This window comes from Dactylosporangium aurantiacum (assembly GCF_000716715.1).
GTDB lineage: Bacteria > Actinomycetota > Actinomycetes > Mycobacteriales > Micromonosporaceae > Dactylosporangium > Dactylosporangium aurantiacum.
The window spans coordinates 21,772-34,380 of record NZ_JNYJ01000026.1 but is presented as its reverse complement, the minus strand read 5'-3'; the positions used below and the strand labels follow the sequence as shown (position 1 = coordinate 34,380).

The following is a 12,609-nucleotide window of genomic DNA, read 5'->3' as shown; positions in this document are numbered from 1 at the left end:
CGATGGGGAACCGGCACGGAACTCGTTGCCCCGCCCACCCGCCACGCATCGACACGGGTTCCCCACGGCTTCCGCACAGATCCCTGCCTAGGGTCCCCGCGCCGGACGGTCCGGCCTGCGGAAGGAGCAGGGGCATGAGTATCACCACCGCCGACGCGCCGGCGCGCGCCGACAGCGTCGGGTCATTCGATCGCCGCAGCGCGCTGCCGTACGCCCTGGCAGCGGCGTTGTTCGCCGCTTACACCACGCTGTCGGTCTCGCGGCACCTGCGAATCCAGACGGCGGGCTACGACCTGGGCATCTTCGAACAAGCCATTCGCGCGTACGCACACCTGCAAGCTCCCGTGTCGCAGCTCAAAGGCCCCGGCTACCACCTGCTCGGCGACCACTTCCATCCGCTGCTGATGCTGCTCGCCCCGGCGTACCGGATCTTCCCGAGCCCGATCACCCTCCTGGTGGCCCAGGCGCTGATGCTGGCCGTTTCGGCGATACCCGTCACCCGCCACGGGATGCGGGTCACCGGCCCGACCGGCGGCCTCGGCATCGGCATCGCCTACGGCCTGTCCTGGGGACTGCAGGAGGCCGTCGGGTTCGACTTCCACGAGATCTGCCTCGCGGTGCCGCTGCTCGCCTGCGCGCTCGTACGGCTCGCCGAGCACCGCTGGCACGCCGCGGCGCTGTGGGCGCTTCCGCTCGTGCTCGTCAAGGAGGAGCTGCCCGCGACCGTCGCGGCGCTCGGCGGCTACCTGATCCTGCGGCGGCAGTACAAGCTGGGCCTGGCGGTCGTCGCGTTCGCCGTCATCACCGGACTGGTGATCGTCGGTCTGGTGATCCCCGCGTTCAACCCAGGGCACGCATACCCCTACGAGACCGGCGCGAGTGCCCAGGACCCGCTGACCCGGCTGCTGACTCCCGGCGTCAAACTCCGCACGATCCTCTGGCTGCTCCTGCCGACGCTGTTCCTCGCCGTACGCTCACCGCTGCTCCTGCTCGCGGCGCCGACGCTCGCCTGGCGTTTCTGGTCGACGAACCACATGTACTGGGGAACCGAGTTTCAGTACAGCGCCATACTCATGCCGGTCATCTTCGTCGCGCTCTTGCACGCACTCGCGGCACTGCGGACCCACCCGAACGCCACGGTCCGGTGGTGGACGCGGACCGTGCCCGCGCTCACCGTCGTCGTGGCCCTCGCCTGCACCACGACGCTGCCGCTGCGACGACTGGTGGTTCCCTCGACGTGGAGATCCGATCCCGCTGCGGCCGCGACCCGTGCCACGCTCGAGATGATCCCGGACGGCGCCGTCGTCGCCGCGACGAACCTCCTGGCCGCACAGCTCACCGTCCGATGCACCGTCTACCTGTACCCGAACTACCCGGACAGCGCGCTGCGTCCCGAATGGGTCGCCGTCACCGACTTCGCCGACCCGGCGCTGATCCCACTGGACCAGCGCGCCGCGTTTGCGGCACTGCCGGGCCGCGGCTACGAGCTCGTCACCCGCCGGGGCGGCGTCGCGATCTACCATCGGGGCCCGGCACACGCCGGCCCCGGGGCGGGGCGATGAATCCGTACCCCGCCGAGGTGGACGATGCGTCCATGACGGACCTGTCACCGGCCGTCGCCGCGCTGCTCGACATGCTCGACCACCAGCCCATGAAGGGCTCCGCCGACCGCCTGCGCCGTGCGATCCTCGCCTTAGCCTCGCCGAGGGGCCATCGCGGCACCGGGCCGATCCGTGTTACCGTCCTGTCAGTGGCCGATCGTAGCCACCATCGCAAGCCGTCGAGGTCACTCCGGCTTTGCGTCCTCTTTCCCGCACCTGGCCCCGGTTCTAGGAATCGGTGTCCGGTGCGCGCGTGCGTACCAGCCCGAGTCAGGAGAAACCTGTGTCACTGTCCACCGAGGACCTGCGCCGGACCGCTGCGAATGCCTGGGCTGAAGCCCGGCGGGATGCACCGGCGCCGACGGTCCGCTTCTTTGCATCGCTGCTCGAACACAACCCCGACGCACCGATCGCGATGTTCCACCGCGCCCGGTCGCTCGACTTCAGCGGGCGGCCGGACCTGGCGTTGCCGTTCTACGAGGCGGCCTTCGAGGCCGGACTCGACGGCGACGAGCTCCGACACGCGTTCGCGGGCCGTGGCAGCACGCTGCGCAACCTGGGCCGGATGGAGGAGTCGGTCGAGCTTCTCGGAGAGGGGCATTGGCGCTTTCCCGAGGACGCGGTGATCCAGTGCTACCTCGCTCTTGCCATGTACAGCGCTGGGCGGTCGGCACCGGCCTTGGCACTGATGGTGGATCTCGCCGTCGAGCGTATCGACGACCCCGACCTGGCGGCTGGCGCTCGGTCGTTGCGCAACTACGCCGCCGCCCTACGCAATGGCTATTGGACCCCCGACGGCGGAGCTTCCCGCTGATCGTCCCACCACGTCGCGACGGGCCAGGGGCATGGCGGTCCGCCAGCCGACCAGCTCTCGCCGCACCGGCACGAGCCGGTCCGGCCCGGTGATCAGCCCGATCCGCCGGTGCCCGAGCGCCATCGGGTGCGCCACGGCCGGCCAGCCCCGCGCGGCGCTTGCGCGGCCGGGCCGGGCGCTCGTAACCGAGCATGTCGAGGGTGGTGAGGACGGCCTGCCGGGTCTGCGTGGCCACGCCGGGGCGGTCGTTGAGCACCCGCGACACCGTGGCCTCGCTGACTTCGGCCTGCTGGGCGATGCCGGCCAGTCGAGCGCGCATGGCAGTTGACTCCTCCGTTGACAACGGAGCTCGCGACTCTATACGTTTAACATGTTGGTTAAATGGGAGGGTTTCCGATGGCAGGCACCGATCAGCTCAGTGCGGTGTTCTCGGCGCTCGCTGACCCGACTCGGCGGGCGATCATCGCCGAGTTGGCTGCACGCGACGCCACGGTCACCGAGCTCACCGCTCCTCTGTCGATCTCGATGCCCGCGGTGTCCCGGCACCTGAAGGTGCTTGAGCGCGCCGCGCTCATCTCGCGGTCGCGGTCGGGCAAGTGGCGCGCGAGTCACCTCGAAGCGGCCCCGCTGCGTGAGGCGGCCGACTGGATCGAGCGCTACCGGCAGTTGTGGGACTCGTCCCTCACCCGCCTCGACGCCCACCTCGCCGCGGTGCAAGCGGCTGAGCGGGCGGCCAACGACCCTAGGGAGATGGAATGAGAGCGACGACTCCGCAGCTGGCGATCTCGCGTGTGTTCGACGCGCCGCGGCAGCTCGTTTACCGAGCCTTCACCGATCCTGACCACCTGGCTGCGTGGTGGGGTCCGACCGGCAACTCACTGCCGCGCGAGGAGATCGAGTTCGACGTGCGCCCCGGCGGCTTTCAGCGGTGGACCGAGGTCAACGCCTCCGACCCCGGCCTTCGCGTGCACATCCACGTCGACCTCACCGACGTCGTCGACGGCGAGTTGATCGACGGTGTCATGCGCGTCAGTGGCCGGCTGCAGGAGGGTGTCGAGCCGTTCGAGACGAGGCTGCGGGTCGAGTTCCACGACGATGCTGACGGGCGGACGCGGTTGGAGATCCGCCAGTGGCTTCCGGGACATCTGGCGCGGCCCAGCGAGGAGGGCTGGCGTCAGGCGTTCACCAAGCTGGACGCCGCCCTGGTGGACGTCCGGCTGTTGTAGCTGATTCATTGAGAGGTAGAGGCATGGCAAAGCTGGTGTACATGAACAACGTGTCGCTCGACGGCTACATGGAAGACGAACGCGGCGCGTTCGCCTGGTTCCCCATCGACGAGGACGTCTTCGCGTTCCAGACCGAACTCTTACGGCCTGTGGGTACGTTCCTCTACGGGCGGCGCTTGTACGAGGCGATGGCCGTCTGGGAGACCGACCCCGCGCTGGCGGCGAAGTCGGACCTCATGGCCGACTTCGCGGGTGTCTGGCAGGCGGCGAGCAAAGTCGTGTACTCCAGCACCCTCACCGACGTCTCGACTGCCGACACCCGAATCGAACGCCATTTCGACCCCGCCGCCGTCCGTGAACTGAAGGCCACAGCCAGCGGCGACCTGATGGTCGGAGGGGCACATCTCGCGGCGCAGGCCTGGCAGGCAGGGCTGGTCGACGAGTGCGAGCTGTTCATCCTGCCCATCGTCGTCGGTGGGGGTAAGCCAGGATTGCCGACCGGGATACGCGCCGACCTCGAGCTCCTCGAGGAGCGCCGGTTCCGAAACGGCGTCGTCTACCTCCGCTACCGCCCTGTGGGACCGTGAGCGACGCCCCTGCGGTGCGGCGTGGCGCCAGCAGCGAGACGCAGCGTGTCGACGTCCGAGCCGAGCGTCTGGCCAGCCGCAGATGTGTGGGAGTGCGTGGCGACGGCACGGCTGGGTACTGCGCGGCCTGACCTGAAGTCGGCGATGACCGTAAGGAGCCTTCGTGACGATCGACAGCGGCGGCCACGGCAACGGAACCGGTGTGCTGCTACCTCGAGGTGGCGTGGTGCTCGCCCGGGGCCTGCGCAATACCGGCGCGCCGGTGCCCGCGCCTGATTTTGGCCTCTATCTGCTTGGACACCCGCTCGATAAGCCAAGCTTGTACGGGCGCTTGCTGGTGGGGTTGACGCGCTGGGTGCCGGAATGGCCGTACGAGCACGTGGATTGGCCCGACTTCGCAGCACCGCGCCACCCGTTGCGGGCCATTGAGCAGCTACGCGGAACCTTGGACAGGATTGAACGGTCGGAGCGTGTAGAGGTGGCCTGCGCTGGGGGGAGAGGGCGTACAGGTACCGCCCTCGCCGCCATGGCCATCCTCCAGGGCAGCACAGCACAGGAAGCGCTGGCCTGGGTCCGCTCGACCTATCACCCTAAAGCCATTGAGTCACGGCGCCAGCGCAACTTTCTCCAAGTAGTGGCGGCGAACCGCAACGATGCGGCCTGAGAGGTCCTGACAAAGTCACCTGACGTGTCGGTACGGGATGCCGGCGCTCTCGGTCCGGACGTGGTGCTTCCCGCTCGGGCGCGGCGGACCGGACTCGGGCCGCTGTTGGGCCACGACGAGCGGCGCGCACGTGAGACGAGTCGATGACTCCTGGACCAGTCCAGCACCAGCCGGTCGGGGATCCGCTTGCGTCCGGGACGCCGCGGATCCCGCGGCACGGGCCTGGGCGGCAGCGGTTCGATGCGCTGCCACAGCCCGTCCGGCACGATCCACGGCGGCTGTTCACCACGCCTCGAAACCCGTCGGCGAAACACTCCGGCGATCCTGTCCCGCAACATCACGGCATCGGACCGGTCCGGTCCAGCGCTTGATCGTTGACGACAGCACTCGCGCTCATTACACTTAACACGTTGGTTAAGTGACGGGGTTTCCGGCAGCGGGCGCCAATCAGTGCGGCGTTCTCAGCTCGCCGGGCGCAAGCCGATCACGGTGTCGCGCGCGTCAGGGGCGGGCTGCGGCAGGGCGCCGAGCCGTTCGAGACGAGACCGCGGGTCGAGTTCCACGACGATGCTGACGGGCGGACGCGGCTGGAGATCCGCCAGTGGCTCCCCGGACATCTGACGCGGCCCGGCGAGGAGGGCCGGCGTCGGGCGTTCACCAAGCTGGACGCCCGCCCTGGTGGACGTCCGGCTGTTGTAGCTGATTCATTGAGAGGTAGAGGCATGGCAAAGCTGATTTACATGAACAACGTGTCGCTCGACGGCTACATGGAAGACGAACGCGGCGCGTTCGGCTGGCTCCCCATGGCCGACGAGGTTTTCGTGCTCTACACCGAGCACCTGCGGTCCGTGGGCACGTTCCTGTACGGGCGGCGCCTGTACGAGACGATGGCCCACTGGGAGACCGACCCCGCGCTGGCCGCCACGTCGGACCTCACGGCCGACTTCGCCAGCGCCTGGCAGGCGGCGAGCAAAGTCGTCTACTCCAGCACCCTCACCGAAGTCTCGACTGCCGACACCCGAATCGAACGCCGTTTCGACCCGGCCGCAGTGAAAGCGTTGAAGGCCACCGCCAGCAGCGATTTCACCATCGGAGGCGCCAACCTCGCGGCGCAGGCTTTCAAGGCCGGGCTGCTCGACGAGTGCCACTTGTTCGTCTGGCCCATTGTCGTCGGTGGGGGTAAGCCAGGGCTGCCGACCGGGATGCGCGCCGACCTCGAGCTCCTCGAGGAGCGCCGGTTCCGAAACGGCGTCGTCTACCTCCGCTACCGCCCTGGTGGGCAGTGAGCGACGCCCCTGCGGTGCGGCGTGCCGCCAGCAGCGACGCCGCGGCGGTAGCCGAGCTTGCAAGTCACCTCGCACAGTCGTTCCCGTTCTCCCGGGCCGGTGGCTGCCGTGGAGGAAATCCTGGTTCGCGCTGAGTTTCGTGGGCGCGATGTCGGCCGGACGTTGATGGAGGCATTCGAACGGTGGGCCGTGAGCCGCCCCTGCAACCTCGTCGGACTTGCCACCCGACGGGCGGCGCCGTTCTACATCGCGCTCAGGTACGAGGAGTCAGCAGCCTATCTGAGGAAGGTGCTCCGTGAGCCCGCAGTACAGTGACAGCCCGGCGGCCCCGATCGCCGCCACGGAACGCAGGGAGGAGCGGTAATGACAACCGCTCAGGTACTGGCCTTCGGCGGCGTCGTCGCCCTCGGCGCCATGTCGCCTGGACCGGACTTCGCCGTCGTGGTGCGCCGCTCGGCCCTCGCCGGGCGCGCACACGGTGTGGCGGCGGCGCTGGGCGTGGCCGCCGGGGTCTTCGCGTGGGCGATTGCCGCCGCCACCGGCGTCGCGGCACTGGTCACCATGACCTCCGTTGCCTTCACCGTCATCAAGGTCGTGGGCGCGGGCTATCTGGTCTACCTGGGCGTCAACGCACTGCGCTCGGCCTGGCGCTCACACGACGTCCGATCCGAGGCAATCGCCGAGCGCACCACCGGGTCAAGTTTGTGGGGATCGTTTCGCGCCGGCCTGCTGTGCAACACGCTCAACCCCAAGGCAGCGATCTTCTTCGTCGCGCTCCTGCCCCAGTTTCTCCCGGCCGATGCCGGTCTCATCCCCATGCTGGCGTTGTCACTGATCGCCGTCGTGATCACGGCCGCCTGGTTCCTCACCGTAGCGAACCTGGTCGCCGCGGCCCGTCGAGTGTTCTCCCGGCCGGCCACGCGTCGCCTCATCGGCGGGGTGAGCGGAACGGTGCTGATCGGCTTCGGAGTCCGGCTCGCGTTCACCACCACCAGGTAAGTCCACCGCGCGACGCCGGCCACATCCCGGCCGGTGTGCGCTCATGGCCGCAGCCCGAGCGCGTCAGGCCGCCGGAAGCGGCAACGCCTCGTGGCCGGCGTTCGGCGCTGGCGGGCGCCTGGATCTGGCGATGTGCGTGCAGCAAGATCACGCCTTGCCGGCGATATACCGCGTGATGGGTCAACGGTTGCGGCCGCTGGATGCGTCTGTTCGGAAGATGGACTTCCACGAGTACGTGTACGCCCGCGGGCCCGCGCTGCTTCGCCTTGCCTGCCTGCTGGCCGGCGACCCGCACCGGGCCGAGGACCTTGTGCAGGAGGTGCTGGCCAGCGCATATACGAAATGGCACCGGATCAGCACCGCCGACCGCCCCGACGTGTACGTGCGCCGCATGCTCGTCAACGCGAACATCTCGTGGTGGCGGCGGCTGACGAACCGGGAAGTCACGATCGACGCCGTCCCCGATCGCCGCGGCGGCGGCGACCATGAGCAGGCCGTGGCCGACCGGGACGCGATGTGGCGCCTCATCCGCGAGCTGCCGCCGAAACAGCGCGCAGTCCTGGTCCTGCGGTACTACGAAGACCTCGACGACGCGGCGATCGCCGAGATCCTGTCGTGCTCCACGGCGACCGTCCGGACCCATGCCATGCGCGGGCTGGCGACCTTGCGGGGACATTTCCCGGCACCGAGCACCTCGACCTCTGGGAGCGGGACATGATCGACGAACTGTTGACCGAGACACTTCGCGAGCGTGCCGAAAGCCGGGCGGACCTCACCGTCCTGGCGCAGCGCGCCGTCAGGCGAGGCCGACGCCGGATCGCGACGCGCCGATTGGCCACCGGAAGTACCGCCTTGGTGGTGACCGGTGCACTGGTCATCGGTATCGCGGTGTACCGCAACCACGGCGAGCCGTCGATGCCGGTCGGTGTCTCCCCGCTCGTCGTCGTGCCCGGCGTTCCCGGGCTGCCCACGACCGACGCGTCCGGCTTGCCGAGCCGCGCCGAGGTAACCGCCGGCGACCCGGACGAGCTGCCGTTCGCACTCGATGCCATCCCTGCCGCGTACAACCTGTACGGCGCGCGGTTCGGACCGGAGCCGGGGCTGCTGCTCCGAGACGGTCGGGGGGCCAGCGCCCAGCTGCAGCTGCTGGACAAGCCGACGCCGATCGAAGCCGCGGAGTCGACACAGACGCTCACCGTGGGGCAGCGCACGGCGACGCTGTACCGCTCCGGCGACTTCCACCGGGTGGTGTGGGAGATCGCCGACGGTGCCGGGGTGTGGATGCATGTGACCGCCGGCAGCGATGCACTCGCCATGGAGCTGGCCGAGCACGTCCGCCTCGACCGTCGCACGCACTGCGCCGCGCCGGCCGCGCCCGTCGCCTTGCCGACCGGCTACGCCGTGGAGGACTGCGACGTCTCGCTGCGGTTGCTGCCCGAACAACAGCGGGCGTCCCTGGACGGCGCGACCATCACCTACAGCCAAACCGGCACGGCGCACCGCATCATGATGATCGTCGTGAAACGGGAGCCGCGCACCAAGGACGCCGCTGCGCTGGACCGCAAGGTGGCCGGCTGGCCGGCGGCGTTGGTACCCGCCGAGGACGGGGTGCAGCTGCAACTGCCGGAGTTCGGCGAGCTGACCCTGGCCATGACGACCTCCCGCGGCGCGACCGAAGCCGAGGTACTGGCGGTGGGCAAGGCCGTCCGGTCCGCCCCGGACATCTCGATGCCGGAGCACTGGCTCCCGGCGACGCCGGGCTGAGACCGTCATCGGTTCGCCGGTGACGGGGGGCACGGGCTGCCGTGCGGCCGGTCAAGTCCACACACATGCCGCTGAGCACACGCGCCGACTCCCTGAGCCACATCACGCTCGATCCGCGGGTAGGCCCGCACCGCCACGACGCCCGCCCGGCCCATCGGCGCGGCCGGTCACAGCGTGTCGGGTCAGCCGCGCTGCTGCACGTCGAGGGCGTGATCGGCGCCGCATCCGGCCGGGACGGCCGTCGGTCGTCCCCGTACCGTCACGGTGGCACCGTCGCGCAGGGTCGTGGCGAGCGGGCCGGTCAGCGCCCAGCGGGCCGCGCCGGCGTCGAGGATCACGCAGCCCGGTCGGGTGTGCACCGTGCCGGTGATCGTCATGGGTGCGCCGCGGAGGTCCTGGGGGTTCTCCGGATCCAGTGGCAGGCTCGGCGTCGGCGCGGCGGTCGGGTGCGGTCCGGTGCCGCCGGTGCGGGCGCTGCCCGCCGGCGTGCCGGGAACGCTCGAGGCGGCGCTCGCCGCGGGGGACGCGGGCCCGGCCGGTGCGGGCGTCGCCTGACCCGAGCACCCGGCCAGCAGCGTCACCGCGACCAGTCCGAGCGCCGTACGCAGAGGTCGCACACCCGCTTGGACGCCCGCCCCCGGCGGGCGGCTCCCGCCGCTGACCCTTGCCCCCACCCTACGCAACACCCTGCACCGTTCCATCTGGCATTCCTCCTCTTGGATGCGTCGCGCGGAGCGAGAACGATCGGCGTGAACGCGCCGGCACCACCGTCGCCCGGCGCTCCGCACGGAGGGAGCGGGCCGTTGTCGCCTGCATTAGTACCCAGAAGGCGCAGAAACACCCTGGTCATCTGCGGTCTGTCCGCAGTCGTGCTGGTGCTGAGCGGGCTGCCGGCCGACGCCGCACCGGGCAAGCCACGACCGAACCGGTACGGTGACCTCGCCGCCACCGCTCATCGGACCACGGCGACGTCCAAGACGTTCTCCGCCGAGGAGGACGAAGAAGGCTCCGACGACATCATGGAGCAGGCGGAGCAGTGGAACGAGGCCCGCAGCGCGCCCGGCATCGTCGCCCCGGGCGCGTACACCGCGGCGTGGGCGCAGCTGCAGGCGCTGCCGCGCACCGGTGGACGCTGGGCCGATGAGACGGCGTTGCCGTACGACTCCGACGACCCGCGGTACCGCGACATCAACTCCAACTCCTCCGGTGGCGCCGGCTACGTGACCGGCCGGGTCACCGGGCTGGCCGCCGACGACCACGGCTACGTCTACGCCGGCTCCGCCAACGGCGGCGTGTGGCGCTCCAGCACCGGCGGCGGCAACTGGCGCCCGATCTCCGACAAGCTGTCCTCCCCGGCGACCGGTGACCTGCGCCTGGACGGCAGCGGGCGGCTCTGGTACGCCACCGGCGAGGCCAACTCCAGCTCGACCAGCTTCGTCGGCGCCGGCGTGTACGTGCTGCGCGACCCGCGCCGAAGCGAGTTCCAGCCGGGCGACCGGGTCGGCGGCACCGAACTGGACAGCACCACCATCGCCAGCCTGCGTTTCGGCGGCACCACCGTCTGGGCGGCTACCAGCCGCGGCGTGTGGTCGCACTCCTCGGTCAACCTCTCGGGGCCGTGGAAGCTCGAGTTCGCGCCCAACCCCGACTACCTGCCAGGCGGCTCGCTCGCGAGTGACCCGGCCGCGCCGTACAAGAACATCACCACCGACGTGGCGATCGACCCGAAGGACCCGTCGAAGGTGGTCCTCGCCGTCGGCTGGCGCGGCGGCGACACGTACAACGGCTTCTACACCAAGCAGGGCGGCGCCTGGCAGCGCACGAACCTCGCCGGGGCGATCGCCAGCAACCCGGAGGACGTCGGCACGGTCACGTTCGCCGCGGCCGCGGACGGCTCCAAGTACTACGCCATCGAACAGTCGCCGCGGCTGCTCGCCACGAACCCGGACAGCAACCTCGGCGGCGTGTACGCGTCGGCGTCCGGCTCGCCGTTCGGGCCGTGGACCCTGGTCGCGGACTACCAGAAGCTCGCCGAGTCCGGGTCGGCGAACAACCGGCCGGGGTACAAGCCCGGCGTGCAGGCCTGGTACAACCAGTTCCTGCAGGTCGACCCGAAGAACCCGGCCCACGTGTACCTCGGCCTGGAAGAGGTGTTCGAGACCAGGGACGCCGGCGCCACGTGGACCACGCCGGGGCCGTACTGGAACTTCCCGTTCCCGTGCTGGAGCATCGACCCGGCGAAGCAGACCGGCGACTGCCACCAGACCACCCACGCCGACCAGCACTCCGTCGCGATCGGCAGCAACGGCGGCAAGCCGTACGTGATCGTCGGCGACGACGGCGGCACCTACCGGCGCCCGGTCGACGGCAAGGCCGACGCGTCCGGGCACGCCACCGACTGGAAGTCCCTCAACGACGGCAGCATGGACGTCCTGCAGTACTACTCCGTCGGCGTCGGCGCCGACAAGCAGGGCCGCACCATCGGCCTGGCCGTCTCCGGCGGCCTGCAGGACAACGGCCAGTCGATCAAGCGGCCGGGTGACCGGGTCATGGGCTCCAACTTCGGCGGCGACGGCGGCGACACCATCGTCGACCCGAACAACGGCTGCAACATCGTGTCCGAGTACGTCTACCTCGCGCTGTCCGTGACGAACAACTGCGCGGTCAACGACGGCTCCTGGACCACCGACCCGTCGAAGGTCTCCAGCCGCAACATCGCACCACCGGACAACGACCTCGGCCCGGCCGGCGCCCGGTTCATCGCCCCGATCGCCGCCGACGCCAAGGACATCAACACCTGGGTCGCCGGCGGCACCCACGTCTGGGTGCAGCGCAAGGGCTTCGCCATCCAGTCCGGCGCGGAGTGGCAGAACGTGTTCGACCTCGGCGCGGGCCACGTCGCCACCGGCGTGTCCGTCTCCGGCGGCATGGCGTACGTCGGCTGGTGCGGCCCCTGCAACAACCAGGGCTTCACCCGCGGCATCGCCGTCGGCCGCACCGACGGCACCGGCTGGCACCAGCTGAACCTGCCCGTCGACGGCACCATCCCGAACCGGTACGTCTCCGGCTTCGACGTCGACCCGGCGGACTCGAACCACGTGTACGTCGCCATCAACGGCTTCTCCCGCAAGTGGACCGAGGGCCCCGGAGCCGGCATCGGGCACGTGTTCGAGTCGACCGACGCCGGCGCCACCTGGAAGGACGTCTCGGGCAACCTGCCCGACATCCCGGCCAACGCGGTGAAGGTCCTCTGGGGCGGCGGCCTCGTCGTCGGCACCGACCTCGGCGTGCTGTACCGCCCGCCGGGCCAGACCGGCTGGAAGGTGCTCGGCCGCAACCTGCCGACCACCGCCACCATGCAACTGCGCAGCGGCCTGTTCGGCCTGCGCCTCTACGCCGCGACCCACGGACGCGGCATCCAGTCCTACGACCTGTGGCAACTCGTGCTCTTCGGCTGACCGGAACGCGAACAGGCCGGCCCGGCAGGCACCTGCCGGGCCGGCCTCCGGACGACCCGACACGAGGGTGTGCGGCGTCCCGGGCGGTCGCCGGGCCCGCGCCCGCGCCGCCGGGGTCGCTCGGCGCGGTGTGACTCCGCCGAGTGCTCGTGACGACCGACGGACGCACGTCCGGCCGAAATCCACCTATACTGCCCGCCGAGCGGTGTC

13 protein-coding genes and 2 pseudogenes are annotated in these 12,609 nt (G+C 70.3%); 12 read left to right on the top strand and 3 right to left on the bottom strand.

Features of this window, described 5'->3' with window-relative positions; translation table 11 throughout:
• Nucleotides 1-134 precede the first annotated feature (134 nt).
• Together OP18_RS27865 and OP18_RS27860 are read left to right on the top strand one after the other, a co-directional pair.
• The gene (locus tag OP18_RS27865; protein ID WP_052387451.1) at nt 135-1,562 is read left to right on the top strand and encodes a DUF2079 domain-containing protein; all 1,428 of its coding nucleotides are present in this window, start codon (nt 135-137) and stop codon (nt 1,560-1,562) included.
• A 322-nt stretch (nt 1,563-1,884) separates the two neighbouring features.
• A complete protein-coding gene (locus OP18_RS27860; RefSeq protein ID WP_156089834.1) occupies nt 1,885-2,415 on the top strand; it encodes a tetratricopeptide repeat protein in 531 nt (176 codons plus the stop codon).
• 121 nt (nt 2,416-2,536) lie between these two features.
• On the opposite strand, the pseudogene OP18_RS55600 reads toward OP18_RS27860, so the two are convergent.
• Nucleotides 2,537-2,734: pseudogene (locus OP18_RS55600) on the bottom strand (helix-turn-helix domain-containing protein); the annotation flags it as partial.
• 77 nt (nt 2,735-2,811) lie between these two features.
• On the opposite strand from OP18_RS55600, the gene OP18_RS27850 reads away from it, so the two are divergent.
• From OP18_RS27850 to OP18_RS55595, 4 genes are all read left to right on the top strand, one after another.
• Nucleotides 2,812-3,174 (top strand): ArsR/SmtB family transcription factor, encoded by a 363-nt coding sequence (locus OP18_RS27850; protein WP_033362072.1) that lies wholly within the window; start codon nt 2,812-2,814, stop codon nt 3,172-3,174.
• Nucleotides 3,175-3,206: 32 nt separating this feature from the next.
• Complete coding sequence (locus OP18_RS27845) at nt 3,207-3,641, top strand: SRPBCC family protein (protein ID WP_245635542.1); 435 nt, start codon at nt 3,207-3,209, stop codon at nt 3,639-3,641.
• A gap of 23 nt (nt 3,642-3,664) precedes the next feature.
• On the top strand, nt 3,665-4,228 hold the full coding sequence (locus OP18_RS27840) for a dihydrofolate reductase family protein (RefSeq protein ID WP_033362030.1): 564 nt from the start codon (nt 3,665-3,667) through the stop codon (nt 4,226-4,228).
• A 163-nt stretch (nt 4,229-4,391) separates the two neighbouring features.
• Complete coding sequence (locus OP18_RS55595) at nt 4,392-4,892, top strand: protein-tyrosine phosphatase family protein (protein WP_211273698.1); 501 nt, start codon at nt 4,392-4,394, stop codon at nt 4,890-4,892.
• Between the two features lie 161 nt (nt 4,893-5,053).
• On the opposite strand, the pseudogene OP18_RS60880 reads toward OP18_RS55595, so the two are convergent.
• Nucleotides 5,054-5,161 (bottom strand): annotated as a pseudogene (locus OP18_RS60880) (IS5/IS1182 family transposase); the annotation flags it as partial.
• Between the two features lie 453 nt (nt 5,162-5,614).
• On the opposite strand from OP18_RS60880, the gene OP18_RS27835 reads away from it, so the two are divergent.
• From OP18_RS27835 to OP18_RS27815, 5 genes are all read left to right on the top strand, one after another.
• Complete coding sequence (locus OP18_RS27835) at nt 5,615-6,178, top strand: dihydrofolate reductase family protein (protein WP_033362029.1); 564 nt, start codon at nt 5,615-5,617, stop codon at nt 6,176-6,178.
• Nucleotides 6,179-6,277: 99 nt separating this feature from the next.
• Nucleotides 6,278-6,493 (top strand): GNAT family N-acetyltransferase, encoded by a 216-nt coding sequence (locus OP18_RS62615; protein WP_052387450.1) that lies wholly within the window; start codon nt 6,278-6,280, stop codon nt 6,491-6,493.
• A 48-nt stretch (nt 6,494-6,541) separates the two neighbouring features.
• Nucleotides 6,542-7,177, top strand: coding sequence for a LysE family translocator (locus OP18_RS27825; protein WP_033362028.1), 636 nt, complete (start codon nt 6,542-6,544; stop codon nt 7,175-7,177).
• 217 nt (nt 7,178-7,394) lie between these two features.
• Complete coding sequence (locus tag OP18_RS27820; RefSeq protein ID WP_033362070.1) at nt 7,395-7,895, top strand: SigE family RNA polymerase sigma factor; 501 nt, start codon at nt 7,395-7,397, stop codon at nt 7,893-7,895.
• Nucleotides 7,892-8,941: a hypothetical protein gene (locus tag OP18_RS27815; protein ID WP_156089833.1), complete on the top strand. Its 1,050-nt coding sequence runs from the start codon at nt 7,892-7,894 to the stop codon at nt 8,939-8,941. Before OP18_RS27820 ends, OP18_RS27815 begins: the two co-directional genes overlap by 4 nt.
• A gap of 182 nt (nt 8,942-9,123) precedes the next feature.
• Here OP18_RS27815 and OP18_RS27810 read toward each other — a convergent pair whose 3' ends face one another.
• Nucleotides 9,124-9,558 carry a hypothetical protein gene (locus OP18_RS27810; RefSeq protein ID WP_156089832.1) on the bottom strand — a complete coding sequence of 145 codons (435 nt, stop codon included), beginning with the start codon at nt 9,556-9,558 and terminating at the stop codon, nt 9,124-9,126.
• 252 nt (nt 9,559-9,810) lie between these two features.
• On the opposite strand from OP18_RS27810, the gene OP18_RS27805 reads away from it, so the two are divergent.
• Nucleotides 9,811-12,399, top strand: coding sequence for a beta propeller repeat protein (locus OP18_RS27805; RefSeq protein WP_245635541.1), 2,589 nt, complete (start codon nt 9,811-9,813; stop codon nt 12,397-12,399).
• Nucleotides 12,400-12,609: the final 210 nt, after the last annotated feature.

What these genes read in the sequence shown, in the direction of transcription:
- OP18_RS27815 (WP_156089833.1), top strand. Translation starts at nt 7,892, where the DNA reads ATGATCGACGAACTGTTGACCGAGACACTTCGCGAGCGTGCCGAAAGC.
- OP18_RS27850 (WP_033362072.1), top strand. Translation starts at nt 2,812, where the DNA reads ATGGCAGGCACCGATCAGCTCAGTGCGGTGTTCTCGGCGCTCGCTGAC.
- OP18_RS27835 (WP_033362029.1), top strand. Translation starts at nt 5,615, where the DNA reads ATGGCAAAGCTGATTTACATGAACAACGTGTCGCTCGACGGCTACATG.
- OP18_RS27865 (WP_052387451.1), top strand. Translation starts at nt 135, where the DNA reads ATGAGTATCACCACCGCCGACGCGCCGGCGCGCGCCGACAGCGTCGGG.
- OP18_RS27825 (WP_033362028.1), top strand. Translation starts at nt 6,542, where the DNA reads ATGACAACCGCTCAGGTACTGGCCTTCGGCGGCGTCGTCGCCCTCGGC.
- OP18_RS27840 (WP_033362030.1), top strand. Translation starts at nt 3,665, where the DNA reads ATGGCAAAGCTGGTGTACATGAACAACGTGTCGCTCGACGGCTACATG.
- OP18_RS27820 (WP_033362070.1), top strand. Translation starts at nt 7,395, where the DNA reads ATGGACTTCCACGAGTACGTGTACGCCCGCGGGCCCGCGCTGCTTCGC.